General features: G+C 73.6%; 16 protein-coding genes. 9 read left to right on the forward strand and 7 right to left on the reverse strand.

Annotated elements, in window-relative coordinates; genetic code table 11:
• Positions 1 to 42: 42 nt before the first annotated feature.
• Together NAEX_RS53250 and NAEX_RS33020 are read right to left on the reverse strand one after the other, a co-directional pair.
• Entirely contained in the window at positions 43 to 801 is a 759-nt protein-coding gene (locus NAEX_RS53250; protein WP_245913849.1) for a hypothetical protein, read from the reverse strand.
• 155 nt (positions 802 to 956) lie between these two features.
• Positions 957 to 2084 (reverse strand): hypothetical protein, encoded by a 1128-nt coding sequence (locus NAEX_RS33020; RefSeq protein WP_143141223.1) that lies wholly within the window; start codon positions 2082 to 2084, stop codon positions 957 to 959.
• A 732-nt stretch (positions 2085 to 2816) separates the two neighbouring features.
• On the opposite strand from NAEX_RS33020, the gene NAEX_RS33025 reads away from it, so the two are divergent.
• The 5 genes from NAEX_RS33025 (at position 2817) to NAEX_RS51085 (ending at position 9265) form a co-directional block, all read left to right on the forward strand.
• Positions 2817 to 5741, forward strand: a complete 2925-nt coding sequence (locus NAEX_RS33025; protein ID WP_170136194.1) for a serine/threonine-protein kinase — start codon at positions 2817 to 2819, stop codon at positions 5739 to 5741.
• 89 nt (positions 5742 to 5830) lie between these two features.
• Entirely contained in the window at positions 5831 to 6043 is a 213-nt protein-coding gene (locus NAEX_RS33030) for a hypothetical protein (RefSeq protein WP_096331461.1), read from the forward strand.
• A 72-nt stretch (positions 6044 to 6115) separates the two neighbouring features.
• Entirely contained in the window at positions 6116 to 7051 is a 936-nt protein-coding gene (locus NAEX_RS33035; protein WP_143141224.1) for an FHA domain-containing protein, read from the forward strand.
• A 210-nt stretch (positions 7052 to 7261) separates the two neighbouring features.
• On the forward strand, positions 7262 to 7654 hold the full coding sequence (locus NAEX_RS33040; RefSeq protein WP_096331463.1) for a hypothetical protein: 393 nt from the start codon (positions 7262 to 7264) through the stop codon (positions 7652 to 7654).
• A 234-nt stretch (positions 7655 to 7888) separates the two neighbouring features.
• Positions 7889 to 9265 (forward strand): hypothetical protein, encoded by a 1377-nt coding sequence (locus tag NAEX_RS51085; RefSeq protein WP_170136195.1) that lies wholly within the window; start codon positions 7889 to 7891, stop codon positions 9263 to 9265.
• A 663-nt stretch (positions 9266 to 9928) separates the two neighbouring features.
• Here the strand turns inward: NAEX_RS51085 and NAEX_RS33050 are convergent.
• Together NAEX_RS33050 and NAEX_RS33055 are read right to left on the reverse strand one after the other, a co-directional pair.
• Complete coding sequence (locus NAEX_RS33050; protein ID WP_096331465.1) at positions 9929 to 11902, reverse strand: BRCT domain-containing protein; 1974 nt, start codon at positions 11900 to 11902, stop codon at positions 9929 to 9931.
• A 115-nt stretch (positions 11903 to 12017) separates the two neighbouring features.
• Positions 12018 to 13166, reverse strand: coding sequence for a serine/threonine-protein kinase (locus tag NAEX_RS33055; protein ID WP_170136196.1), 1149 nt, complete (start codon positions 13164 to 13166; stop codon positions 12018 to 12020).
• Between the two features lie 441 nt (positions 13167 to 13607).
• Here NAEX_RS33055 and NAEX_RS33060 point away from each other — a divergent pair, with 441 nt between their 5' ends.
• The 3 genes from NAEX_RS33060 to NAEX_RS33070 all read left to right on the forward strand — a co-directional run bounded on the left by NAEX_RS33060 (position 13608) and on the right by NAEX_RS33070 (position 20035).
• On the forward strand, positions 13608 to 16493 hold the full coding sequence (locus NAEX_RS33060) for a serine/threonine-protein kinase (protein ID WP_096331467.1): 2886 nt from the start codon (positions 13608 to 13610) through the stop codon (positions 16491 to 16493).
• Between the two features lie 441 nt (positions 16494 to 16934).
• Positions 16935 to 18794 carry an ABC transporter ATP-binding protein gene (locus NAEX_RS33065; RefSeq protein ID WP_096331468.1) on the forward strand — a complete coding sequence of 620 codons (1860 nt, stop codon included), beginning with the start codon at positions 16935 to 16937 and terminating at the stop codon, positions 18792 to 18794.
• Positions 18791 to 20035, forward strand: coding sequence for a hypothetical protein (locus NAEX_RS33070; protein WP_096331469.1), 1245 nt, complete (start codon positions 18791 to 18793; stop codon positions 20033 to 20035). Before NAEX_RS33065 ends, NAEX_RS33070 begins: the two co-directional genes overlap by 4 nt.
• A 188-nt stretch (positions 20036 to 20223) precedes the next feature.
• On the opposite strand, the gene NAEX_RS33075 is transcribed toward NAEX_RS33070, so the two are convergent.
• Together NAEX_RS33075 and coaA are read right to left on the reverse strand one after the other, a co-directional pair.
• Positions 20224 to 21171 (reverse strand): hypothetical protein, encoded by a 948-nt coding sequence (locus NAEX_RS33075; RefSeq protein ID WP_096331470.1) that lies wholly within the window; start codon positions 21169 to 21171, stop codon positions 20224 to 20226.
• A gap of 331 nt (positions 21172 to 21502) precedes the next feature.
• Positions 21503 to 22444, reverse strand: a complete 942-nt coding sequence (gene coaA, locus NAEX_RS33080; protein ID WP_096331471.1) for a type I pantothenate kinase — start codon at positions 22442 to 22444, stop codon at positions 21503 to 21505.
• A gap of 463 nt (positions 22445 to 22907) precedes the next feature.
• Here coaA and NAEX_RS33085 point away from each other — a divergent pair, with 463 nt between their 5' ends.
• Positions 22908 to 24452, forward strand: a complete 1545-nt coding sequence (locus NAEX_RS33085) for a benzoate-CoA ligase family protein (RefSeq protein WP_211302516.1) — start codon at positions 22908 to 22910, stop codon at positions 24450 to 24452.
• Between the two features lie 188 nt (positions 24453 to 24640).
• Here NAEX_RS33085 and NAEX_RS33090 read toward each other — a convergent pair whose 3' ends face one another.
• Positions 24641 to 26686, reverse strand: coding sequence for a hypothetical protein (locus NAEX_RS33090; protein WP_096331472.1), 2046 nt, complete (start codon positions 26684 to 26686; stop codon positions 24641 to 24643).
• Positions 26687 to 26869 lie beyond the last annotated feature (183 nt).

The following is a 26869-nucleotide window of genomic DNA, read 5'->3' on the forward strand; positions in this document are numbered from 1 at the left end:
GGAGCGGGCGCCAGGATACGCCGGCCGCCCGGAGGATGGCCTTCAAGACATGGCGCGAGAGCCATGCTTGAAAGAACAGCTCAGCGCCGCCGACGACGCAGCAGCCAGACCAGCGCCAGGCCGGCGAGGCCGCCCGGGGCGGCGCCGCCGGCGTCGCAGCCGGTGGCGGACTCCTCGGCCTTGGCGGCGGGCGGGTCGGCGGCCTTGACCGGGGCGGGGCCGGAGCCGGGGCGGCGTGGGGGCCGGAGCGGGCGCGTCGGCGGGCTTCGGCGGGTCGGCGAGGGGGGCCCCGATCGGCTTCGGCGGCCCGGACGGCGACGGGGCGGGCACGGCCTTGCCGGTGGCGTCGAGGTACTCCTGCTTGACCAACTCGGCGCTGCACTTGTTGCCGTCGATGGTGGCGCGGTAGGTCCAGCGAACCTGCTCGGCCGGCGAGGTGTCCACGATCGTGCGCACGCCGGCGAACGGCGGGGCACACTCGACGCCGGCGGCGAGCAGCTTCTTGATCTTGTCGCGGTCGAGGTCGGCCCCGGCGGCCTTGATCGCGTCGCCCTCGCCGGCGCCGACCAGGCGCAGCTGCATCTCGCCGCCGAGCGGGTGCCACGAGATCTTCTGGTCGGTGCCGGGGACGATCAGCGTCCCGCCCTCGAAGGTGTTGGCGAGCACGAGGGCCTTGCCGCTGGGGACCTGGGCCTCGACGCGCACCGACAGTTCGACGCCCTTGTGCCCGTCGGGCAGCATGTCGGCGCGGGCGGCGAGCGGGAGCAACAGGACGGCGAGGGCGGCGAAAAGGGGGCGCATCGGCCCGAGGATGCCACAGGACCGGGCCGGCCGACACGCGCACGAGTGCGCGCGGAGGATGTCGGCACGGACATGTCCTCTCGAACATGCGGCCCCGCGCCCTCACCCGCGGCGGCCCAGGCCCAGGCGCGAGCGCGCGGTCCATGGCGGCGCGGCTACTCGGCCGACACCTTGATGTGCCCGAAGCCGTCGTCGTGGACGACGAGCGCCCTGTCGATCGCCGGTTGGGTGTCGATCTTGATGCTGGTGCCGTAGCCGGCTGCGCTGGCGTCGGCGGTGTCGATGGTCCACGTGCCGCTCTTGCGCACGGCCCGCTTGGCGGCGCCGGCCGTGCCGAAGCTGATGTGCGGGTCGAGGTCGTCGTCGAGCGCCAGCGAGATGTCGTGCCCCGTGTTGGTGACGGTGCTCAGCACGAAGCTGTTGGTGAAGATGTTGCGCTCGGCGAATCGCAGGTCGCCGGTCGCGCTGCGGTAGGCGATGTTCTGCACGAACGAGCGGATCGCCAGCGAGGCCGGGCCGGTGCCGTTGGCGTCGATCGTGCTGGTGGTCCAGTTGCCCTGCGCCGGGCCGACGAACACGCTCAGCCGGATGCCCTCGAGCGACTCGCCGTAGGCGACGCGGGGTAGGTTGCCGCTGGTGAACGCGAGCGCGTCGGGGGCGAGCCACACGTTGTTGGTCTCGCGGATCCACGCGGTCGTCCAGCTGCCCGTGCCGATCTTCCGCGCGTACCACAGGTCGTGCACACCGGCGTCCTCTTTCACGAAGATCACGTGCACGGTGTGCTGCAGGGTCGCGGCGTCGAAGGTCAGGCCGATCGCGGTCTGGTCGGTCACGCCGCCGAACACCAGCGTGTCGCAGTCCCAATTGCTGCCGGCGAAGCAGTTGCCGGCGCCGCCGCCGACCCGGCGCGCGACCTTGAGGCGCTCGCCGGTCGAATCGACGTAGGAGACGTACTCGACGCCGTCGGCGTCGATAGCGATCGAGGCGCCCCGGCCGACGTCGTTCGCGGAGTTGTCGATCGTCTCGAGCGACCAGGCGCTCCACGAGGGGCTGGCGCTGGTGGCCGAGCGCCGGGCGATCTTCAGATCGCCGACGTTCGAATCGCGGTAGGCGACGCTGTTCCACTTGGTCCAGGCGCCGCTGCCCTGGTCCTTCCACGCGTAGCCCTGGACCTCCGATTCCGCGTAATTGACGCCGCTGATCGGCGTCGTCGGCCACGCCCACGCCTCGGCCGCGGTCAGCGTGACGGTCGCGAACAACAATGATTGAAGGATTCTGCGCATGCGATCTCTGCTCTCTCGTAAGGTCGAAGTCGGGCCCGTCCGAACATCGGCGGGCCGCGACGGGCATCGAGCAGACGTCGTTCCAGCGCGAGTTTCGCTGGAGATCCGCGGACTTGAATTTCGCAGGGCGGCGGCCGGCGCGGGCTTGTCGCCTGCGACTTTTGCATGAATGTCCCAGGGGACATCTCGGCAGCCGCCGGCTCCCGGCGGAATGCGACGACCTCGTCGAGCTCCCCGGCTTCGTCCGGCCCAGGGGCGTGGATGTCCCATCGGCCATGTCGTCCGGGACGCGGACCGTCGGGCTCGCACGCGGGTGGCCGGAGCCCGGCGCGGCGGGCCTGTCGGCGTCTCGTGGGTCGCGGCTCGAGGTCGCGCGGGCCTGACCGGCCAGCGACGCGCGCGAGTCGCCGGCTCGCGGTGGCGCAGACGATCGCGCGCCGTCCCGGCGGCCGGCGCCGGCGCTCCGCCGGTCTCCGGGTCGGTGCGGCGGACAAGAACCCGCGCAGGCGGCTCGTAGGGCGCTCTTTCGGGTGCTCCGGAGCCCGCGCCGCGGCGGCGATCGGGGCGACCGCGCATGCGGACGGCGGGAATCGGCGGCAAGTCCGCGTGTGAGGATGTTTCTGCCGTTCCGATCGGAGTCGGATCACGTAACGGCGTGAATGTTGGTATTGTGGTTTCCGCCTCGTGCGAAGCCTCATGTCCTCCCTCGACGCCACCCCCAACTCTGCGCGGATGCGCACGGACCCCGACAGGAGCCGGGATTCGGGGGATTTCGAGGCGATCGGGGGCAGCAGCGAGGGCGGGGACTTCGGGCGGATGTACGTCGACGCGGCCCGCGGGGCGGTCGCCTACGAGGCGGCGACGCGGGCGGTGGAGGCCGAGCTCGAGCCGTTCCGCGCCGGGCGCTACGTGATCATGAAGCACCTGGGGCACGGGGCGATGGGCAACGTGTTCCTCGCCTACGACCCGGACCTCGACCGCAAGGTCGCGGTCAAGATGCTGCGCGAGTCGTCGCGCGCGCTGGTCCCGGCCTCGCTGGTGCGCGAGGCCAAGGCGATGGCGCGGCTGACCCACCCCAACGTGGTCGGCGTGTTCGACGTCGGCGTGTGCGACCGCGGCGTCTACGTCGCCATGGAGCTGGTCGAGGGGGTGACCCTTCGGACATGGCTCAAGGAGCAGCCGCGAGGCTGGCGCGAGGTCCTGGCGCTGTTCATCCAGGCCGGCAGCGGGCTGGCGGCGGCGCACGAGGCGGGCCTCGTCCACCACGACTTCAAGCCCGACAACGTGCTGGTCGGCGCGCGCGGGCGGGCGATGGTCAGCGACTTCGGCCTGGCGCGCGTGCACGAGGTCGCGGGCGCCGACGTGAGCGGCGAGATCAGCGACGCCGGGACCACGCGGCGCGGCAGCGGCGGGGCCAGCGACGGCAGCTCGACCGTCGCCTCGAGCCGCGGGCCGGTCGGCACGCTGGCGTACATGGCGCCCGAGCGGCTCAAGCTGCAGCCGTCCGACGCCCGCTCCGACCAGTTCAGCTTCTGCGTCGCGCTGTACGAGGGCGTGTACGGCCGGCGGCCGTTCGTCGGCGAGGACGCGGCGGCCCTGCGGCGCGCGCTGCTGCAGGACCGGCCGCAGGACCCGCCGAAGGGCTCGGTGGTGCCGCCCAAGCTGTGGAAGGTGCTGCGCCGCGGGCTCGCGCGCGACCCGGCGGCCCGCTACCCGGGCATGGACGCGCTGCTGGCCGAGCTGTCGGCGATCGCCGCCGGGCGGCCGATGCGGCCGTGGCAGTGGGCGCTGGCGGCCGGCTCGTTCGCGGGTGTCCTCGGGGGCATGTCCTTTTGGGCAGCTCCGGTCGACCGCTGCGGCGCGGCCGGCGAGGCGCTGGCGGCCGCGTGGACGCCCGAGGTGCGGAGCGAGCTGCAGGCCAAGTTCGCCGGCGCCGCCGGGCGGTGGGCGCGGGTCGAGTCGGCGCTCGACGACTACGTGACCGGCTGGCAGGTCCGGCGCGAGGCGGTGTGCGACGGGGCCCGGCGGGCCGACGCGGCCGCCTCGGAGGAACTGCGGGCGCGGGCGACCTGCCTCGAGCACCCGCGCATGCGCTTCACGGCGCTGCTCGAGCTGCTCGGCAGCTCGTCGCGGGTCGACGTCGACGACGCGGCGCGGGCGGCCGCGCAGCTGCCGGCGCTGGCCGACTGCGACGACCGGCAGATGCTCGCGCTCGGCCTGCGCCCGCCGGACGCGCACGAGCGGCCGCGGGTGACGGCGCTGCGAATCGGGCTCGAGCGGGCCCGGGTGCGCGAGGTGTCCGGCGAGTACGCGCGCAGCCTGGCGATGGCCGAGGAGGCGGTCGGGGCGGCGCGCGGGCTCGACTACCCGCCGGTGCTGGCCGAGGCGCTGTACCAGCGCGGCCGCGTCGAGCACTACCTCGGGCGCAGCGAGGCCGCGGTGGCCAGCCTCTCCGAGGCGGTCGACCTGGCCGAGGCCAGCCGGCACGAGGTGCTGGTCGCCGAGGTCTGGCAGTTCCTGGTCGAGGTCGGCGCGCTGCACTGGCGGCCGGGGCTGCCGGTGCTCGAGTGGGTCCGGCGCGCGCGGGCCAGCGCCGAGCGGCTCGGCCGGCCCGCCGCCGACAGCCGGGCGCGGGCGCTGCAGGCCGAGGGGCTGGTCGCGCGCGGGCGCCAGCAGCCGCGCGCCGCCGAGGCCGCGTTCCGCAAGGCGCTGTCGCTGTGGGCCCAGAGCCCGGCCCCCGACGCGGTGGCGATCGCCAAGCTCAAGCTCAACCTGGCCACCGCGATGGTCGACCAGGAGCGGGGCGACGACGCCGCCGTGCTGTACGTCGAGGCCGAGCAGGGCTTCGTCGCCGCGCTCGGCCCGCGCCACCCGTACGTGCTGGTCGCGCTGTACAACCTCGGCCTGCTCGAGGAGCAGCGCGGCCGCCTCGACGCCGCGCGGGCCGCCTTCGAGCGCGCGCTGGCGGTGGCGCGATATGTCTTCGGGGACAGCCACGGCAAGGTCCTCGAGCTGCACCTCGCGCTGGCCCGCGTCGACCTGTACGAGGGCCTGGCCTCCTCGGCGCTGGCCCACGGCGAGGCCGCACGGGCGATCTACGACGCCACCGGCAGCGCCGACGACGAGGTGTTCGCGGTGCTCGGCGAGGCCCACCTGCTGCTCGGCGGCTACGCCCAGGCGCTGGCGGCCGCCGAGCGCGAGCTGACCCTGGCCGCGGCGCTGCACGGGGCCGACGGCGAGGTCGTCGCCCGCGCCCACGCCAAGGCCGGCGAGGCGCTGCTCGGCCTGCACCAGCCCGACGAGGCCGAGGCGCGGTTCTCCCAGGCGCAGGCGCTGCTGTCCCGCATCGACGACGCCGACGGCGACGCCCAGGGCTTCGTGCTCAAGGGCATCGGCCAGGCCCGGCTGATCCGGGGCGACCACGCCGGCGCCGCCCAGGCGCTGCGCCAGGCCTCGGCCGTGTGGGCCAGCGCCGGCAGCGACTTCCGCGAGGTCGCCGACACCCAGTGGTGCCTCGCCGAGGCCCTCGCCGCGCTCGGCGAGACCGCGGCCGCCGCCGAGCGCCGGGCCGCCGCCGAGCGCTTCTACGCCCGCTTCGGCGAGGCCGGGGCGCGCCGCGCCGCCGAGCTGGCCGGCTGGCTCCGCCCGCCCTCCTAGCCTTCCTGGCTCCCCGGCCGGCTCCGCCCGCCCCCTCCTGGTTTCCTGTCCCAAAGAACATGTCCCGAACAACCTGTCTGGAGGTACTTATGTCTCGCACCGTCACTCTCGCTCTCGCCGCGCTCGCCCTCACCGCCGTGTCAGGCTGCGACGAGCTGGTCCAACGCGCCGCCGCGACCCAGTCCGGGCCGACCGCGCTCAAGGAGGACGCGGGCCCGGTCGACGGCGACGGGGGTTGCGGCTCTTGCGCCAAGTTCCGCGCGCGGCCGCCGTCGGGCATCAACATCCCGCCGTCGCTGTGATCGCTCGCGCGCAGGTCGGCTGCGCTGTCGTTCGCTGGTACAATCGTCGTTCCGCTCGAGAGGAGGCCCGCCGTGTTGCAAGGTCGCTACACCCCGTTCGTCCGTTTTCGCCTCCCTGACGGGCGCAGCGCCCAGGTCGCCGCCGGCGGGCTGATCGGCCGGGCGTCGACGGCCGAGCTGCGGATCGAGAGCCCGGAGGTGTCGGAGGCCCACGCGTTCATCAGCATGCGCGGCCGGCACCTGCAGATCCTGTCGCTGCGGCGCTGGATCATCCTCGACGGCGAGCGCAAGTCGTCGATCATCCTCGCGCCGGGCCAGCGGATCCGGCTGTCGCAGAACGTGACGCTGGACGTCGAGGCGGTCGAGCTGCCGGACCGGGTGATGGTGCTGTACGGCGACGGGCAGGAGCTGTGCACCCTCAGCGAGTCGGTCTACTCGATCGTGACAGCGAGCAGCGGGCCGTCGCAGACCCCGAGCTACAAGCTCCACCCCGAATACCTGCCCGGGGCCGAGGCGTACATCTGGGGCACCTCGGACGGCTTCACCCTGCGGGTCGGCGACCGCGAGCCGGTCGAGCTGTCCGCGGGCACTTCGTGGGAGCTGCGCGGGCATCACTTCGCGGTGCAGGCCAGACCGCTGGGGGACGGGGCCCTCAGCACCCGCAGCATCGGTCAGAACGACCCGCCGCTGACCATCGTCGCCCGCTACGACACAGTCTACGTGCGGATGCCCGGGCGGCCCGAATGCGTGATCGCGGGCCTCTTGGCGCGGATCGTCAGCGAGCTGGCCACCATCAATCGCCTCGTCTCGTGGGAGGCCGTGGCCCGCGAGATCTGGGGCGACGAGACCGACCGCGGGATCATGCGGCAGAACTGGGACCGCAACCTGCGGCGGCTGCGGGCCCAATTGCGCGAGGCCGGGATCCGTCCCGACCTGGTGCGGCCGGACGGCAAGGGCAACGTCGAGCTGTATTTGCTGCCGCAGGACACCGTGGTCGACGAGAGCTGAACTACGGTCTCGGTCATCTTCGGCCCGCGCCTGGTCGCCGGCCTGGCAGCGGCGGTCCGACGCCGTCGTGGAGCGCGATGGACCGCGCGTGCGGGAGGCGGAGATGCCGGCGCGCGCGTACACAGCGGAGGGTCTATGTGGATGCGTGCCTCGTTTGTGGCGCTATCATTGCTTGTCGCGGGGTGCGACGATGTATTCACGGCGGGCGGGGTGGCCACGGCGACGCCGCTGTTCACCAGCATCACCGCGGGCGACCTGCGGGAGCTGGAGCGCGGTGAATCGGTGCTCGTCGAGCTCGACGGCGACTATCCGGTCGTCTTCGAGTTCGACGGCCGCCGCGGCGCCCTCGACTTCGGGCGCGTCGAGATCGCCACGCCGGAGGGCCGGCGGCTGCCGCTGCAGGTCTGGGCCGAGGCGCTGGTGTCGGCCCACGGCACCGGCTTCGCCGAGATGGCGGGCGGCCGTTTCCGCCTGGCCAACGACCGCGCCGCGGCGTCGCTGGGAATCGCCGTTTCGCCGGGGTCGCAGGGCTGCGACGACATCGACATCGTCGATATCGACGGGGTCGTCGCGGTGCTGTTCCTCGCCGACGCGTCGTGTTGAAGTCTGATTGACTCCATCAAGTGTGTTGTTCGAGACCGGTGAATCCGTCATCGGTATGCCCGAGCGGACGCTCACGTCGGGGGCCGTCCACAGTCGCTGTATTGAGGGCACGGTTCAGCGCACGATGCAGCCGCTGTCTTTCAGCAGAAAGCTCGGGTTTTTTCGATGCGCTATTCCGCAATTTTCCCCGGTTTGTTTGTCCTCGCCGCGCTGTCTGGTTGCACTGGCGACGTCGTGCAGGGTTCTGACACCGACACGACGACGGATACGTCGTCGACCACGGAGCAGGACACCTCGACGGGTGTGACGCCGACGACGGCCGACCCGCCGACGACGACGACGGCGCCGACGACGACGACGACGGTCGATCCGACGACGGTCGACCCGACCGACACGTCGACGACGACGACGACGGGAGAGACCACGGACACGTCGACGACGACGACGACGGGAGAGACCACGGATACGACGACGACGACCTCGGGCGAGACCACGGACACGTCGACGACGACCACCACCGGCGACACCACCGATTCGACGACGACCACCACCACCGGCGACACCACCGATACCGAGACGACCGCGCCGAACTCCTGCGGCGACGGCATCCTCGACGCCGGGGAGGATTGCGATCAGGACAACCTCGGGGGCGCCGACTGCGTCGGCCTCGGGTTCGGCGGCGGCACGCTGGCGTGCGCCGACGACTGCAGCTTCGACACCAGCCTGTGCTTGATGGAGTCGTGCGGCAACGGCACGCTCGACGAGAAGGAGACCTGCGACGGGGCCGACCTCGACGGCGAGAGCTGCGCGTCGCAGGGCTTCGCCGGCGGCACCCTGGCCTGCAACGACACCTGCAACGGGTTCGACGTGTCGGGCTGCACCACCTGCGGCGACGACCAGAAGCAGGACAGCGAGGCCTGCGACGGGGCCGACCTCGACGGCGAGAGCTGCGTGTCGCAGGGCTTCGGCGGCGGGACGCTGGCGTGCAACGCCGACTGCGGCGGCTTCGACGTGTCGCAGTGCGACCCGTGCGGCAACGACCAGATCGACGACGACGAGGTCTGCGACGGGGCGGCGCTGGCCAACCAGACCTGCGAGTCGCTCGGCTTCGGCGGCGGCACGCTGGGGTGCGTCGCGACCTGCGACGAGTTCGACACCTCGCAGTGCGACAGCTGCGGCAACGACCAGCTCGACGCCGGCGAGACCTGCGACGGCGCGGCGCTCGGCGGCGCGACCTGCGAGTCGCTCGGCTTCGACGGCGGCACCCTGGCCTGCGCGGCCGACAGCTGCGGCGCGTTCGACACCTCGGGCTGCGTCGGCTGCGGCAACGACAAGCTCGACGGCGACGAGCCGTGCGACGGCAGCGAGCTCGACGGCGAGACCTGCGAGACGCAGGGCTTCTTCGGCGGCACCCTCGCGTGCACCGAGCAGTGCGACGACTTCGACCTGTCCCAGTGCAGCGATTGCGGCAACAACCAGCTCGACGCCGGCGAGACCTGCGACGGCAGCGACCTCGGCGGCGCGACCTGCGAGAGCCAGGGCTTCGCCGGCGGCACCCTGACCTGCGCCACCGGCTGCGGCGCGTTCGACACGTCGGCCTGCACCGAGTGAGGCCGGTGTAGCGTGACTCGCGAGGCGACGGCGCCGGAGGGCCCGTCGCCTCGTTCACGTCACGATGCGCGGCGCACGGCCGCCTCGTTCGCGTCCCAGCGCCGGGAACACGGCGAGGATGAACAGCCCGAAGAGCCGCCCGCGCTCGACGGGCTCTTCGCGGCGTCGTTCGTCGACGACGCTGCGCGCCGAGTCCGAATCGCCGCATGAAGCGTGTCGTTCGACGACACGGGCCGAACCGTCAGGTCTCACCACCCCGACCCGAGGGTCCGAGCACTGCGAGGTCGGCGCCCGAAGTCGCATGAAACGTGCCGCGAGCCGTCGAGCGCGGCGCTCGAGCGCCGCCTCCGTTCACCCGGCGCCCAGGTACTCGAGCTCAAACTCGACGTGATGCGCGCTTTAATCGTCGAGGTGCGCGGGGGTGCCGGCGCACAGCTCGTATTCCTGGGTCTCGAACACGAAGTCGACGCGCTCGCTCCCTCGCGGCTCCTCCGGCACGCACGCGCCCAGCCACAGCCCCGCCAGTGCCGCGCACGGTCGACCCGCCGACTTCGCCCGATTCCCGCGCGGCTCCGTCTCGCGGATCCGCTCGCATCGGCCTGGACGGTTTCCGCTCGCTCCTCACCGGCTCGACGCCGGCGAGGTCTGCGACGGCGGCGACGATCAGAAGCCGGCGCCGGACAGCACCGGCTCGCCGGACGGCAAGCCGAGCTCGGCGGGGTCGCTGCCGACGTGGTCCCACTTCGGCGCGGCGAGGATCTCGGCGCTGTCGAGGCGCTCGCGCAGCTCGGCGGCCGCGTCGATGTCGACGAGGCGCTCGCGCAGCGCCGACGGGACCAGCTCGCGGCCGGGGACGCGACGGCGCGCCGACTCGTGGTGCGCGAGGATCTGCAGGCCGCCCAGCAGCCCGGTGAGCACGCCGGACAGGTCGTAGCGCCAGCCGAAGCGCGACAGCTCGGCGGGGCCGAACTCGTCGCCGGTGGGGGCGAGCGGGCGCGAGGCCTTGAGCTCGAGGCGGGCGCGGACGGCCGCGTCGCGCAGGTCGAGCACCTGGCGCAGCGCGTCGGCGAACGGCCGGGTGGCGAGCAGTCCGGTCGCGCGGCGGGCGTTGCTCGGCAGCATGCCGATCGAGCCGCCGGCGAAGTGCGCGAGCGGGCCGATCGCGCGCGCGAGCTCGTCGAAGCGCAGCGACAGCTCGGCGCCGACGAGCGGCTCGGCCGGCTCGCGCAGGCGCTCGTAGGCGTCGCGGCCGGTCAGCGCCTTCGTCCACTTCTGCGGCAGCCAGGCGACGGTGCCCTCGTCGAGGCGCACGCGCACGAACTCGCGGCCGGTGAACGCGGCGTGGCGCGACGCCGCGACGGTGTGCAGCGCGAGCGCCTCGCCGCGGCCGCCCTCGGCGAAGTACGCGAACTCGACGCGCGTGCCGGCGCCGATCGGCGTCGGGGCGACCGGCGCGGCCCGGAAGCGCTCGACGGCGGCCTCCTGCGTCGCGTAGGAGACGTACCGGTTCGGCTTGAAGCAGCGCGGCCAGTACGGGACAAACCCGCTGGCCATGGCGGCGCGGAAGTACTCGGGCAGCGAGGGGGCGGCGACGATGCCGTCGGCGCCCTCGGCGGCGGACGCGAAGACGATCGACGCCTCGCGCGGGCCGCTGCCGCGCGGGGCCTTGCGCGAGCGGACGAGCCAGGTGTTTCCCTCGGGGGTGATCTCGTCGAGCAGCATCGCCTCGCGGTCATCGCCGAAATTCATATAGTGTTGGTCGTCGGTGCCGAAGCGGGTCCACTGCGTCACCGCCGGGACGCGGATGCAGCCCTCGCCGGGCGGCTCGACGAACCGCCACTCGATGTGAATGCCGTCGATCTCCGCGTACAGATCGACGAGATCTTGCGGGACCCGCAGCGCGCGCAGCTGGTCGAGCTTGGCCTTGCCCGCCTTGCGGCCGAGCTCGGCGACGGTGACGGTGATGTCGGGGCGGCCGCGCAGCCGCTCGAGGAAGGCGCGCAGCTCGGCGGCGACGCGGGTCATCTCGGTCGCGTGGGCGGCGTCCTCGGCGGCCTTGCGCGCCAGCCTGTCGCCGGCGGCGGCGAGCAGCTCGCCGCCGATCCCCGCGGCGCTCAGCAGCGCGACCATCTCGGCCTCGGTCATCCGCGCGACGCCGCGGCTGCGCGCCGCCTCGAGCTTCGCGCCGGCGTCGTCGCCGTGGATCAGGAGGTCGGTCGAATTGCCGACGCTGGTGCCGACCGTGGCGCCCGCCTCGGCCAGCAGGCGCGCCGCGTCGGCGCGCTTCATCAGCGTGAAGGTGCCGGTCAGCACCACGGTCTTGCCGCTGAGGCCCGGGCAGGCGACGGGGGCGCTCGCAGGGGCGCTCGCGGGGGCAGCGGTCGGGGCGGCCGCGGGAGCCGCGGAAAGCAGCTCCTTGAGCGCCGCCTCGTCGCGGACCTCGATCCCGAGCGCGCGCGCCCGGGCCAGCTTCGACCCGGCGCGCTCGCCGACGAACAACACGTGCGTCGCCCTGGTGACGCCGGAGCCGATCGTCGCGCCGAGCCGGGCCAGCGCGGCCTCGGCCTCGGCGCGGTCGAGGTCGCTGAACTTGCCGGTGAGGACCACGGTCTTGCCGACGAGGTCGTGAGCCTTCATCCCGCCGACCTTCGCACGAAGCGAGGGCGCGCGGAAGCGAGTCCGAAGCGCAGTCTCACCCGGGCCGATCGGGCCGCGTCATCCCTCGCCACGGATCGCGGCGCGGCCCGCGGGCTCACAGCGCCGGGAACACGGCGAGCAGGACCACCCCGAGCAGCAGGGTGGCGACCACGGCCCAGCGCAGGCCGCCGGCGATCGAGTCGCGCAGGCGGGCGCCGAGGCCGAAGGCGACCAGGGGCAGCCAGGCGAAGCTCAGCGCGACCAGGTCGGACTCCGAAAAATTGTCGAACAGAAACCCGTACAGCAGCAGCGCCGCGGCCCCGCCGGTGTACAGCGGGACCTCGTAGACCAGGGCCGGCAGGGACCTGGCCTTCGGGACAGGCAGGGCCGGGGCCCGGCGCTGCAGCGCGTCGCCGTCGAGCACCGCCAGGACGTCGCGGGCCGCCGCGAACCGCTGGCCGACGGCCGGCTCGAGCATGCCGTCGAGGGCCCGCGCGAGCCGCTCGGGCAGGCCGGGGCAGGCGAGGCGCACCACCACCTTGCTGGTCGAGGGGTCGAGCGGCAGCGCGTCGGGCTGGCGGTGGGTGAGGACGACGACGATCGTCATCGCCAGCGCGTACAGGTCGGAGGCCGGCCGCGCCTTGCCCAGCACCTGCTCGAGCGGGAAGAAGCCGAACGTGCCGACGCTGGTCGAGCCGACCTCGGAGTCGCGGCGGGCCCGGTCCTGGATCGCGCCGAAGTCGATCAGCATCGGCTCGCCCGCGGGGGTGACGACGATGTTGCCCGGCTTGATGTCGCGGTGGATGACCGGCGGCTGGAGTCCGTGCAGGTAGTCCAGCACGCCGAGCAGCTTGCGCAGCAGCGCCTCGGCCTCGCCGGCGGTCATGCGCGCGCCGCCGGCCACGCGCGTCGCCAGCGAGGCGCCGTCGACGTGGTCCTGCACGAGCACCAGCGAGACGTCACCGCCGAGCCCGGCGAGCTCGGCCGGGTCGACGGCCCGGGCGCCGTCGGTGGCGAAGAATTCGTGGCAGCGCGGGATGTTCGGGTGCGCGAGCGAGGCGAGCACCCGCGCCTCGCGCTCGAACAGCTCCATCGCCTTCCAGTCGCCCATGCGCGCGACCCGGAGCTGCTTGAGCACGACCCGCCGCCCGTCGCCCGCCGTCGCCACGAACGCGAGCCCGAAGCCGCCCTCGCCGAGCCGCTCACCGACGACGTAGTCCGACCTCAGGCCGACGACCCGCTCGCCCGCGGTGAACTCCGTCACGCCCGTCATGATACGCGAGCCCGCGCCGGTGATCGACGCGGCACGGGCGCCGTGGGGCCCGTGCCGCGTCGATCGCAGCCGTCCGCCGACAGCAACTCCGGGCAAGCGTCAAGAGCCGCCGCCCCGGCGTCGACCGGGCCCGCCCCGGTTCTTCGCGGCTGCCGACGAAGCGTCCGCCGACGATCGCGTGGCGACTGCGCAGCCGCGGACGGTCATGTTGCAAGATGTCTTTACGAACATGTGCGAAGGGATATATCAAAACGGCGCGCCGCGCTGCGTCGACGGCTCGCAGCCGCGCCCAGCCGGCGGCCCCGGGCGTTTCGGCCTCGCGCCGGTGTCCGCGCGGCTCGCCGTCGCGGCATCGCTGAGGTTGACCGCGACGCGCGAGCTCTTCACATTTGCGCCTCAAGGGCGACGAGATCGGCCGCGGGAGCGGCGCCGATGATGCGCAACAGCAAGAGACGCACGGAGCACGATACTGCGTCGGGCTCGACCGTCTACGACAGCGGGGGCGACTGGCCGTCGGTGGAAGGGACGTTCCCCGGCGGTTCGTACGGCGGAGGGACCGATCCGCTGCGGATCGGTCGATTCCACATCCACGGCCGCCTCGGCGAGGGCGGAATGGGAGTGGTGTATTCCGGCTTCGACGGCGAGCTCGGGCGATCGGTGGCCATCAAGCTGATGCACGCGGCGCTCGACACCGACCTCGAGGCAAGGCCGCGATTGCTGCGCGAGGCGCAGGCGCTCGCGCGCCTGTCGCACCCGAACGTGGTTCAGATCTTCGAGGTCGGCCACCACGAGGGGCGGCTGTTCGTGGCGATGGAGTACGTCGACGGCAAGACGCTCCAGGCCTGGCTGCGCCGGCCCGAGGGGCCGCGGACGTGGCGGCAGATCCTCGACGTGTTCATCGCCGCCGGCCGCGGACTGGCGGCGGCCCACGAGGTCGGCCTGGTGCACCGCGACTTCAAGCCGAGCAACGTGATGATCGGCAGCGACGGCCGCGTGCGGGTCCTCGACTTCGGCCTGGTCGGTTCGCTCGCCGACGACGTGCCGAGCCCGTCGGCGTCGCAGTCGCTGCGCGTCGTGCCCCACGCGCCGGTGCTCCAGACGCCGTTGACGATGACCGGCGACATCCTCGGCACGCCGGCGTACATGGCGCCCGAGCAGTACAACGGCCGCCGCTGCGACGCCCGGGCCGACCAGTTCAGCTTCTGCGTCGCGCTCTACGAGGCGCTGTACGGCCTGCGACCGTTCGCCGGCAACAGCGCGTGGGACGCCCTCGAGGCCAGCGAGCGCGGCGAGATCAGCCCGCCGCCCCCCGACTCGCGGGTGCCGGCGTGGTTGCACGCGGCGGTGGTGCGCGGGCTGTCGCCGGATCCGGCCGCGCGGTGGCCGTCGATGAAGGCGCTGCTGGCCGAGCTCGACCGCGACCGCGACGGCCCCGCCCGCGCGCGCACGACGATCGCGGTCGCCGCGGCGACGCTCGGGCTCGGCGTGTGGCTGAGCGCGCTGCGAGGTCCGGCCCCGGCCGAGCGCTGCGCCGCGGAGGTGGCCGCCGACCTCGCGGACGTGTGGGACGAGCAGACCCCGGCCGAGCTGGCGCCGCCGGTGCACACGCAGGTGCTGGCGCTGGTCGAGAAGTGGAAGGAGGCGCGGCGCGACCTGTGCCTCGGCCGGCTCGGCGGCATGCTGTCCGACGAGATGCTCTACCGCGGCTCGCGCTGCCTGGCGGCGCACCGCCAGTTCTTGCAGCGGCTGGCGCGAGAGCTCGACTACGGCGCGACCGACCTCGATTGGCGCCAGCTGCCGTCGCCGGCGAAGTTCGCCGCGTGCGTCCGCAGCTTCGACCGCGCCGAGACGGCCATGAACGCGATCGTGATGGACCCCGAGGCGCTGCGGCGGATCGAGGACCAGCTCGCGGAGGCCGAGGTCGCGTGGCTCGCGGGCCGCTACCGCGACAGCGAGGCGCTGGCGACCGCGGCCGTCCGCGACGCCCGCGAGCTCGGCCACCCGCCGACGCTGGCCCACGCGCTCTATCACCTCTCGCGCGCCCAGGACGCCGGGCCGCGGGCGGCCCTGTCCGGCGCGACGCTGGCCGAGGCCGACCACCTGGCGGTCGCGCACGACCTGCCCGATCTCGCCGCCGACGTGGCGCTGCGTCGGCTCCGCTTCGCGGTCTACCAGAGCAAGCACCCGCGCGACGGTTGGGTCTGGTACGACGTGCTGCGCGGGCGGCTGGCGCGGGTCGGCAGCGAGGGCGACCCGCGCGAGGTCGAGGCCCACGATTACCTCGGCCTCATCGCCCTCGCGGAGGGCGACGTCACGCTCGCGGAGGACGAGTTCCTCAAGGCCCGCGACGGCCGCGAGGGCGCGTGGCCGCTGCTCCGCACGCCGGCGTTGATGGGGCTCGGGCGCACGTTCCTCCTCCGCGGCGACCCCGCGGCGGCCCACGAGGTGTACGCGGAGGCGCGCTCGATCATCGAGGTCGAGCTCGGGCCCGACCACCCGAAGCTGGTGCCGGCGCTGCTCAACCACATCGACGCGTTGCTGCCGCTGGAGCGCTACGACGAGGCCGAGGCGGCGGCTCGCCGCGCGCTCGAGCTGGCCGACGTCGAGCTCGCCTCGCCGCACCTGTCGCTGGCGCAGTTCTACGCCGCGGTGGTGGCCGAGCAGCGCGGCGAGCTGGAGCGGGCGCTGGCGCTGGCCGAGAGCGCCCGCGCCGCGCTGCGGGCCGAGGGGCTGACCGCCGACCAGCGCGGGTATCGGCCCTACGTCCTCGACCTCGTCGCGCGCCTGTCCCATGAGACAGGTGGGGCCAAGGCCGCGATCGCACCCTATCACGAGCTGCTCACCGCGCCCGAGGGCCGCGACCCGGCCTACGGCCCGCGGCTGGCCCAGGCGTACACCCACGCGGCGACGCTGGCCGAGGAGGCCGGGGTCGACGAGCTCGCGCTCCGCTTCGCCGCCGCGGCGCGCTCGTTCCTGTCCGACGTCGAGCCGGCGAAGGCCCCGGCGCTGCTCGTCGAGCTGGCGCTGGCCGAGGGCGCCGTGCTGGCCCGGCGCGGTCACACCGCCGCAGCGACTCTGGTGATTCGCTCGGCCCTCGATTCGTGGGACCCCGGCGGGCAGTCCTCCGACGCGCGCGCGGCCGATCTGCATTACGCGCTGTTCTCGGCGCTGCGCGGGCCGGCGCCGGCGGACGCCCTGCCGCACGCGCTGCGCGCCCGCGACGCGTACGCGGCCCTGGCCGCGCCCCCGCAGGCGAAGCTGGCGACGCTCGCCGAGTGGCTGCGGGCCCGCCCGAATCGCAGCGGCGATCGCCGATGAGCCGACGATGAACCGGACGAATGCGAGGACATCCCGGCGGCGGGGCAGATCTGCGGCCATGCGCGCGGTCGACGTCGGCGCGGCCGCGCGGCGCTCGAATCATCACACCACGCGGCCGCGAATCGCCGCACCGACCGGGCGCGAGGGTCCGCGCCGCGGGCGCGACGGAGGCCGTCGATGGGCCGGACGTCGCGCGTCGAGAGCGGTCGGCGCCGCGGCGGCGGCCGCCGGCGCAGGCCGCGGCGGACGCCGCGACGGCGGGTTTGAACCGGCGCGGCGCGGCCGGGCGCGCCGCGTGCTTGCGCGAGCGCTCGGGTTCGCCCACTCGATCGAGATGGACCGATCGGCCCGCGATCGAGCGGGCGCAGCCTGGCGCTCGATCCGTCGCCCCGTCGATTCGGCGGCGCGGCGCTGCCACGATTCCGGCCGCGGAGGTCCGGCATGAACCTCGCGCCGCTGCGGACGCTGCTGCTCCGCGAGCTGTCGCCGGACGAGCTGCGGCGCGGGTTCTCGGCGTTCGCCGCCGACGACGGCGCGCCGCGGGCCGGCCTGCCCGGGCCCGAAGCGGGGTTCGAGCGGCTGGTCGACGAGGCCCTGGCGGCGCTGGACGGGCCGCTGCTCGGGCGCTTCCTCGTCCACCTGGCGACGGCGCGGCCCGAGCTCGCGGGCGACCTGCGCGAGGTCGCGGCCCAGCTCGGGGTGAGCGAGGCGGAGGCGTTCGCGGTGGCGAGCCTGCTGTCGGCCCACCGCGACGCCGCGGCGGCCAGCAAGCTGGCGGAGCTCGAGCGCGCCAGCACGACCACGGCGGGCGACCGCCACGAGCTCAACCTGGCGGTGGCCGACCTCCACCGCTGGCAGCGCGAGGCGGGCGAGCGCGGCGAGGCCAGCGGCGACCACCGGGCGGCGATCGCCCGCCGGCTGACCAGCCTGGCGGCGTCGATGAGCGCGCAGGCCTCGAGCGTCAGCCTGGCCGTCGAGGCCGCCGCGATCCACCCCGACGCGCTGCGCCTGCGCGAGGAGATCGAGGCCCACGTGCGCCGGGCCGACGGCAAGCGCGCGGCGCTGCGCCTGCTCGACCTCGCCGAGCGGTTCGGCGACCCGCGGGTCCGCCGGCGCGCGCTCGAGCTGTCGGCGCGCGCCGGGACATGGCGAACGAGACATGTCTTCAAGGCCAGGCTGGAGGCGAGCGAGCGGCGCGAGTGGCTGGCGCTGCTGCACGCGATCCTCGCGCTGACCGACGAGATCGTGCAGACCGCGGCGTCGGGGCCCCTCGACGCCCTGGGCGAGCACTGGCTGGCGGCCTCGCTCGACGCGGCCGCCCGCGAGGCGCTGCACGCCGGGTCGGCGCCGGAGTACGGCCCGCTGGTGCGCTGCGACGGGCTGTCCCTGCGCTACCGCAAGGGCGGCCCGCCGGTGCTCAAGGACGTGTCGCTGACGGTGTTCCCGCGGACGGTGGTGGCGGTGGTCGGGCCCAACGGCGCCGGCAAGACGACCTTCCTGCGGGTCCTCGCGGGCGAGCTGCGGGTCGACGACGGCATGATCTCGTACCCGCAGCTCGACCCGGCGCTGCCGCGCAACGAAGACACCGACTGGCCGGTCGTGCGCTCGCGGATCGCCCACGTGCCGCAGCGCGTGCCGCGGTTCCGCGGCCGCCTCGACGAGTACCTGCACGTCTGGGCCGGCGCCTGCGGGCTGCGCGGCGGCGAGAACGTCGACACCGTCGACTTCTGGCTCGAGCGCCTCGGCCTCGCCCACTGCCGCTCGGCCCGCTGGCGCGAGCTGTCGCGCAGCCTGCAGACCCGCGTCGCCCTGGCGCGCGCGCTGGTCGGCCGGCCGCGCCTCCTGCTGGTCGACGAGCCGCTGGTGGCCCTCGACCCGCGGGCCCAGCAGTGGTTCTTGCAGGACCTGCGCGACATCGTCTCGAGCTCGTCGCTGCGGCTGGCGGCGGTGGTCAGCTCGCAGCACATCCCCGAGCTCGAGGCGATCGCCGACGACGTGGTCGGCCTGCGCGACGACGGCGGGGTGTGGTTCCACGGCGGGGTCCTCGACCTCGAGCAGGCGCGCCGCGGGGCGCTGTTCGAGATCGGCGGCCACCTCGAGGACGCCGCGCGCGACCGCCTGACCGCCGAGTTCGGGCCGGGCTGCCTGCGCGAGCGCGAGAGCGTGACGCTGCTCCGCGTCGGCGGCCAGGTGTCGCGGCGCGAGGTGCTGGAGCTGCTGTGCGCGCTCGGCGAGCCGCCGGTGTACTTCCGCGACATCAGCGGCTCGCACATGCGCATGTTCTGGGGGGACAGGCCGTGAGGGCCGCGGTCCATCGCCTGGTCGACGGGTGGGCGGCGATCCGCCGGCGACTGCAGCGATACGACCGCTTCGTGCTGGTCCGCCGACCGGCGCTGCGCCAGACCCGGGTCCACTGGATCGCGCCCGCCAGCGCGGTGCTCAGCCTGGTGGGCGCGCTGATCGTCAGCCTGCCGCCGGTCGACGCCGAGGACCCGCTGCGCACCATCGATTCGGTGGTGTCGCCGCTGCTGTTCGGCGCGGTGCTGATCCTGGTGCTGTGGATCCGCGACCAGACCCGCGCGCTGGTGTCGTTCGCCCCGCTGGCGCGCGGGCGGATCGCCGGGCTCGCGCTGCTGCGCCTCGGCTGCGTGGCGGCGATCCTGCTCCCGCCGCTGGTCGTCGACGGCTGCATGCGCGCCCGCGCGGCCGACATCGCCGCCCACGAGGACAACGTCGGCGTGGCCCTGGCGATCGTCGAGGCCGCGGACCGCTGCCTCGCCGCCACGCCCGCGCCCGGCGAGACGGCCACGGTGGCGGGGCTGCGGGAGCGGGCCGCGGGGCTGATCGAGGCCGCGCGGGCGAACGGGAACGGCGGGAGGCCGCCGCGCGGACCCCGGCCGGCGGCGACGCGCAGCGCGTACTGGATCGAGAAGCACTGTCACGATCCGGCCGCGAGCCCGAGCGAGGACATCGAGCGGATCGAGCGGCTCCACCTGTACACGGTGGCGCGCGTGTTCCCCCGCCCGCCGCTGCGCGCGCTGCTGTACTTGCTGGCCTGCGCGGCGGTCGTGGTGCCGTTCCTGGCGCTGTGGGAGGACCGCCGCGGGCGCGCCGTCGGCCCGGCGGTGGCGCTCGGGCTGTTCTTCGTCGTCCACACGTCGATCGCGATCGGCTGGGTCCCCGGCAACTGGTCGACGCGCGGGCTGTGGCTGGCGAGCCTGGTCGCGGTGTCGGCGATCGCCGTGGTCGCCGCGCCGCTGGCCGCGTGGCGGCGGGTGCGGTCCGAATGGTGCCTGCTGGCGTTCGCCACCGCGGTGATCGTCGTGCCGCTGTTGCCGGTGGCGCTCGCGTGGATGACGGCGGCCGGCGGGGGCCCGCCCGGCCAGGTCCCGTGCGCCTGCCTGCCGCGCTTCGGACCCGCCGAGCCGTCGGCCCTCGGCCCGCGCGAGCTGGCGGCCTACGCGGCGGGGCTCGGGTTCTGTTGCCTGTACATCGTCGGCATGGGCCCGACGATGCACCGGCTGTGGGCCGCGCCGCGGTAGCAGGTTGTAAAAAGAAGAGCGTGCCGGTGGCCGCGTGGAGCTCCCGTGCCTGCGGCCGAGATTGCGACATCGGCCGGCCTAGGGTCGCCTGCTCCTGCTTCGCCAGGACGCCGACGAGGGCGTCGGCGGCGGGTCGAGCGAGCTGCAGCCGGAGCGGAGGCTGTCGCGCGGCGCTTCCCCGATGAGCTTCAAGGGAGGCACAGCCCGAGGTAGCTCAGCGGATTGCTCACGTCCTCGCCGGTGGCGTCTTCGTACGAGACACAGGTGTAACCCTCCGGGCAGGACTGCGGCGAATTGACGTCGCAGAAGGCGACGCAACACTCCACATCGCACGGTAGGTCGAACTGGAGCGCGGACAGGCACAAGCGTCCGAAGCCGCAGTAGTAGTAGGTGGAGGCGTTGATGTACCCGCACCTCTCCCCGACGTCGACCACCGAGCCCGGAGGAAAATCCTCCTCGACGCATGTCGTGGACCCGATGCCGCTGTCCACGATGCTGCAGCGCAGCGGGCTCGCGCATCCAAAGTCGTTGAGCGGGTTGCACTCGAGCGGGCCCAGACAGTCGTCGTCGCAGCCGCTCTGGCCGTCGCAGACCTCGCCCGGGCCGACCTTGCCGTCCCCGCACGGGGGCGTGCAGCCGCCGTCGATGCACGTCTCGCCGGCGGCCTGGTCGCACTCGCCGTCGGACAGGCACTCGTCGCACGCGTCTTCTTCGGGGAAGAGCTGGTGCGCCTGCGCGAGGGCGGTCTGACAGGCCTGGATGCACAGTTCGGCGTCGGCGGGGCTGCCCGACCAGCACGCACTGTCGGCGCCGAAGCCGGCCTGCGCGTCCGGGAGGCCGGTCGGGGTGGTCAGCGAGACGCATTGAATGTAGCGCTGGCAGACCTCCATGTTGGCGCCACCGGAGGTCTCGCCGGTCGTGGGCTCGCCGGTCGTGGGCTCGCCGGTCGCGGTGCCGCCGTCGGTGGCGCCGTTCGTGTTCGAGCCGGCACTCGAGCCGCTGCTCGCCGAGCCGACCGCTCCCGACCCCGAGACCGGAGGACCGGCGGATGCGAGCGGATCGATGTCCTCGCCACAGGCGAACGTGACGAGGCCGAGAGCGAGCAGGGCAAGCGAACGCGAACCGAGGCCGAACATCGCGAGCAGGCTAGCCGGGGCGAGAGACGGAGACAACGACGTCGCGGCGTGCAGGCCGACGATTGCACCGATTCGCCCGACACCGTCCGATCGAAGCAAGGCCGACGCGCCACGGTGCGTGTCGGGGACGCGGAGCGGATCGGCCGGCGGCACGAACGGCTCGTCGCGAACGCGGCTCAGGCGACTGGGCCGACGAGCAGCTCGTGACCGTCATCGCCCGTCTGCAGGAGCCGGGCCCGAGCGAGCTCCGGGCCCGGATCGGGCCGTGTTGGGCCTGGACTCGGCGGAGCACCTGCGAGGGGCGAAACGCCGCGGTCGCCCCGCGGTAGCGTCAGCCGACGCGCAGGCGCACGCGCTGGACCGTGTGGTCGGCGGCCTTCTCGAGGATGAGGTCGGCGCGCTCGCGCGTCGGCGCGATGTTCTGCCGCAGGTTGACGCCGTTGATGTTGTCCCACACCGTGTGCGCGAGCTGCATGGCGCTGGCCTCGGGCATGCTGGCGTACTTGTGGAAGTACGAGTGCGGGTCGCGGAAGGCGGTCTCGCGCAGGCGACGGAACCGCTGGAAGAACCACTCGCGGATCGCCGCCTCGTCGGCGTCGACGTAGATCGAGAAGTCGAAGTAGTCGGAGACGTAGACGCCCTTGCGGCCGGTGGCGTGGGCGCCCCGCTGCAGCACGTTGAGGCCCTCGAGGATCAGGATGTCGGGCCGGCGCACGTACTGCCGCTCGTTCGGGATGATGTCGTAGAACAGGTGCGAATAGACCGGGGCCGAGACCTCCTCGGCGCCCTCGCGCACGTCGGCGACGAAGCGCATCAGCCCGCGCAGGTCGTAGCTCTCGGGGAAGCCCTTCCGCTGGAGGATCCCCCGCGCCTCGAGGGTGGCGTTCGGGAACAGAAAGCCGTCGGTGGTGACGAGGTCGACCCGCGGGTGCTCGGGCCAGCGCGACAGGATGGTCTGCAGCACGCGCCCGGCGGTGCTCTTGCCGACGGCGACGCTGCCGGCGAGTCCGAGGATGAACGGCGAGGCGTGGTCCGGACCGGTGCGGCCGAGGAAGGTCTGCGTGACCCGCCGGAGCTCGCGCAGCGCGGCGAACCGGAGGTTCAAGAGACGCGTGACCGGCAGCCAGATCGCCTGCACCTCGTCCAGCGACAGCCGCTCGTTGATGCCCCGCAACGCGTCGAGGTCGGCCTCGCTCAGGGTCAGCGGGGTCTGGTCGCGCAGCCGTGCCCACGCGTCGCGGTCGAAGGTGGCGAAGGGGGCCCTCGAGGTCATTTTCCGCAGTCTCGCACACGCGCGCCCCCGGCCCGGGTGAGCGAGTTCACGCGGCCGGGGGGGTCAAACGCCGGCGGCGGCCTCCCCGGCGCGGGAGGTGCCGCCAATCGGCTGCTCTGCGCATTCGCGGTCGTGGCCGCATTCGCCGGCGATTCGTAGGAGCCGCGGCGGACTCGTGCGATCCGCGAGCCGTGCCGCCGCCGTCGCCTCGACGGCCGGGCCTGCAGTCGCGGCGCCGTGACGGCGGCGATCGGCATGGACGCAGAGCTCGCTCGCGCTTCGTCGGTCCTCCGGGAGCGCCGCGTCGAGCGGCCGGGCTGGCGAGGCCGTGCGCGCGGAGATCCTGCACCTCCCGGGCCGCGGCCGCGCTCGGCGTCCGCCGGACGCAGACGCGCCGCGAGGGCTCGCAAGCGGCGGGCAGGGAGGTCCTGACGCCGCGCCGGCCGCCTGGTACGATGCGATCGTGAGCCTCCCGCGCGAGTACAACGCCGCCGTCGACCTGATCGATCGCAACCTCGCGCGCGGGCTCGGCGACAAGGTCGCCTACGTCGACGCGTTCGGGCCGGTGACCTACGCGGGGCTGGCCGAGCGGGTCGACCGGGCGGGCGACCTGCTGCGCGGGCTGGGGGTGCAGATCGAGCAACGCGTGCTGCTGGCGCTGCTCGACACGGTCGACTTCGTGGCGGTGTTCCTCGGGGCGATCAAGATCGGGGCGGTGCCGGTGCCGGTCAACACGCTGCTGCCACCGGCCGACTACGAGCACCTGCTGCGCGACAGCCGGGCGCGGGTGCTGGTGGTCAGCGACGCGCTGCTGCCGAAGCTGCGCGAGGCGGCGGCGCGCAGCCCGTGGCTGACGGCGACGGTCGTGGCCGACAGCCCGGAGGGCGGGCCCGACGACGGGCACCCGCGGCTGCGCGCGCTGCTGGAGCGAGCGGCGCCGGCGGTCGAAGCGGCGGCGACGGGGCCCGACGACGCGGCGTTCTGGCTGTACTCGTCGGGCTCGACCGGGCGGCCGAAGGCGGCGGTCCACCTCCACGCGCACCTGCGCCGCACCGCCGAGCTGTACGCCGGCGCGGTGCTCGGGCTGCGCGAGGACGACGTGGTGCTGTCGGCGGCCAAGCTGTTCTTCGCCTACGGCCTCGGCAACGCGCTGACGTTCCCGCTGGCGTTCGGGGCCACGGCGGTGCTGCTGGCCGAGCGGCCGACGCCGGCGGCGGTGTTCCGGGCGCTGCAGCAGCGCGCGTGCACGGTCTTCTGCGGGGTGCCGACGCTGTTCGCGGCGATGCTGGCCGACGCGGCCCACGCCGAGGTGCGGCTGCCGGCGCTGCGGGTCAGCACCTCGGCCGGCGAGGCGCTGCCGCGCCACGTCGGCGAGCGCTGGCGGGCCCGCTTCGGCAGCGACATCCTCGACGGGATCGGCTCGACCGAGATGCTGCACATCTTCCTGTCCAATCGGCCAGGTGACGTCCGCTACGGCACCACCGGCCTGCCGGTCCCGGGCTACGCGCTGCGCCTGGTCGACGACGCGGGCGCGCCGCTCGAGGGCGCGGCCGAGGGCGCATTGTGGGTCAGCGGTCCGACCGCGGCGGCCGGCTACTTCCACGACCGCGAGCGCAGCCTGCAGACCTTCCACGGCCCGTGGACCCGCACCGGCGACCGCTACGCCCGCGACGCCGAGGGCTATTACACGTACCGCGGGCGCGCCGACGACATGCTCAAGGTCGGCGGGATCTGGGTCTCGCCGTTCGAGGTCGAGTCGGCGCTGGCCGCCCACCCCGCCGTGCTCGAGGCCGCCGTGGTCGGCCACGCCGACGCCGACGACCTCGTCAAGCCGAAGGCCTTCGTGGTGGCGCGCGACCCGGCCGCCGCCGGGCCGGCGCTGGCGGGCGAGCTGCAGCGGTTCGTCAAGGACCGCCTGGCGCCCTACAAGTACCCGCGCTGGATCGAGTTCGTCGCCGAGCTGCCGAAGACGGCGACCGGCAAGATCCAGCGGTTCCGCCTGCGCTGAGGCGCGAAATCGCCAGGGCATGGGCGAAAAGACATGTCGTGACGTACATGTCCTTTGCGGCATGTCCTGCGGAGCGAGGCGTCGCGCTGCGGCCGGGCGGACCGCGCTCCAGGACCGGCCAACGACCGGCGCCGTGAGCGAGGACATGTCTCCGAGGACAGGTCTCCGGAGACATGTCTTTCAGCGCATCAGTGGACCTGGGCGACGGCCGCGTCGCCGAGGCGCTCGAGCGCGAAGCTGGGCAGCTCCTTCACGTCGACCGCGTCCGCGCCCTGGAACAGGTCTTCGGGCAGCGGCTTCTTGAAGACGAGCGCCTCCTCGACGAGCTTGGGGTCGAGCACGGGCACCTTGAGGCAGCTCTGGGTGGCGAACTCGACCAGCTTCTGCTGGCGGAACTCGAGGTCGCGGAACGAGCGGCGGTGCTGCGGGTTGGTCGGGTTGATGACGCCGCCGCGCGGGGTGATCGACGGGTCGTCGACGAAGTGCAGGTTGCCGGTGACGGTGTTGTCGAAGAAGGGGTTGACCTTCTCGCCGAGCAGGAACTCGCTGAGGATCGCCTCCTGGGTGCGGCCGAGCGGGGTGCGGTTGTCGATGTGGGTGAACTCGGCGTCGGTCTCGCGCGCGTGGCAGCCGCTGCAGGCGGACAGGGAGAAATTGTGGCGCGAGTCGTTGTCGTCGTTGCCCGGGCCCGAGGTGATGAGGAGGGTGTCGAGGGCCGCGTGCGCGCCGTCCCAGAAGGTGCCCGGGCTCGGGACGTCGGACGCGCCCGCCCACGGGAAGCTCTGCGGCGGCAGCTGCATGAGGTTGGTGGCGATCCACGAGCCGAGCGAGTTCGTGTCGTTGTGGAACAGCTCGACGGTGTCGGCGACCTGGTGCGGCTTCAGGAAGCCGGTCGGGAGCGGCAGCTGGTGCTCGCGCATCTGCCACAGCGGCGCCATGAGGAAGTCGTTGGTGCGCAGCTGGCCGAGCGCGCTCTCGTTGCCGCGCGTCGGGCTGGCGCCGGCGGCGGTGAACTGGTCGGTGATCGCCTGCAGGGCGTCGTTGTAGGTCGCGCCGAACGGCAGGGTGTCGAGCGCGCGCCACTGCTGGGCCCAGTCGCGCACCTTCTCGCAGCCGGGCCGGTCGATCTTGTACTCGAAGATCACGGTGAACGGCGTCAGCATGCAGTTCGTCTTCTCGTCGAGGACGCCGGGCTTGTTGTAGCCCTTGGTGGAGTAGCCGTCAGGCAGCACCAGGCCGAACACGAACCGGCCCTCGCCGGCGTCGAGGAAGTCGCCGCCGATCCCGCCGCCGTAGCCGCCGCCGCCCTTGCCGCGGCGGGCCAGGTCGACGCGGTTGACGATCGCCAGCAGGCGGAACGGGGCCTTCTTCAGGTCGAGCGCGCCGCCGCCGCTGGCGTTGCGCCAGTCGTCGATCAGCTGCTGCATCATCGGCCGCGCCGGCACCGGGATCGAGGCCGAGCCGGGCAGCTGCGCGGTCAGCCAGCTCGCCAGCCAGTCCTCGACCAGATCCGAAGGGTCGATGCCGGTGAGCGGCTGGTTGGCCAGCTCGGTGAAGAGGTGGCCGAACGACCAGGGACCCATCGCGTCGCCCTCGTCGGTGCAGGGGTCGTAGGTGCGGGTGAAGTCACGGACCACCGAGGGGTCGGTGATCATCAGGCTGTGCTGGGCGTTGGCCAGCGAGAACAGCAGCTTGGGCGCGCCGGGCAGCTCGATGACGCCGCCGCCGAAGAACTTCTCGAGGTCGAGGCCGACGGCCGGCACGAACTTCTCGACGCTGCGACCGGTGAATTGCGGGACCTCCTTGACGTCCTCCTTGGCCTCGGCCTCGGCGCGGGCCTTGAGGGCGTCGAGGTCGGCGAACGCGAGGCCGGTGAACACGAGGTCGCCCGCCTTCTCGTCGCCGCCCTTGCCGTCGTCGCGCAGCACGATCGGCGCGTCCTCGTCGCCGGCGCCGACCACCTGCGGGTTGACCAGCTTGGCGGCGTCGGTCTTGCTCAGGGTGACGAAGATCCGCGTATCGGCGAACGCGGTCGGCTTCTCCAGCCGCTGGATCGACACGCTGGTGGCGTCGAGCGCGGGCTCGGCGGAATCATCGTTCCGCACGGCGATGTCGGCCGAATCCTCGTCCTGCTCCGGCGGCTCGCCGGCGGTACAGCTGATCAGCGCGGTCGCGGTACACAGCAGGGCGATGGACGTCGCCCGCCGGCCCCGACGAAGGGTCGTGGTATTCATTGCGTACATGTGGCGTCTCCGGTCGATGTCTACGCGCGCGCGCCGGATGCGCCTGTCCTGAAGGACAGACGACGGCGAGCGTGAGGCGGCAGTATACGGAGATGATCGGCGCGAACAACTACTTTAAATCGCGCGAGCAGGGTGATTCCGCGCGGTGCGGTCATTCGGAGGACTCAGGGTTTC

It is taken from the genome of Nannocystis exedens, from assembly GCF_002343915.1.
GTDB classification, from domain to species: Bacteria; Myxococcota_A; Polyangia; order Nannocystales; family Nannocystaceae; genus Nannocystis; species Nannocystis exedens.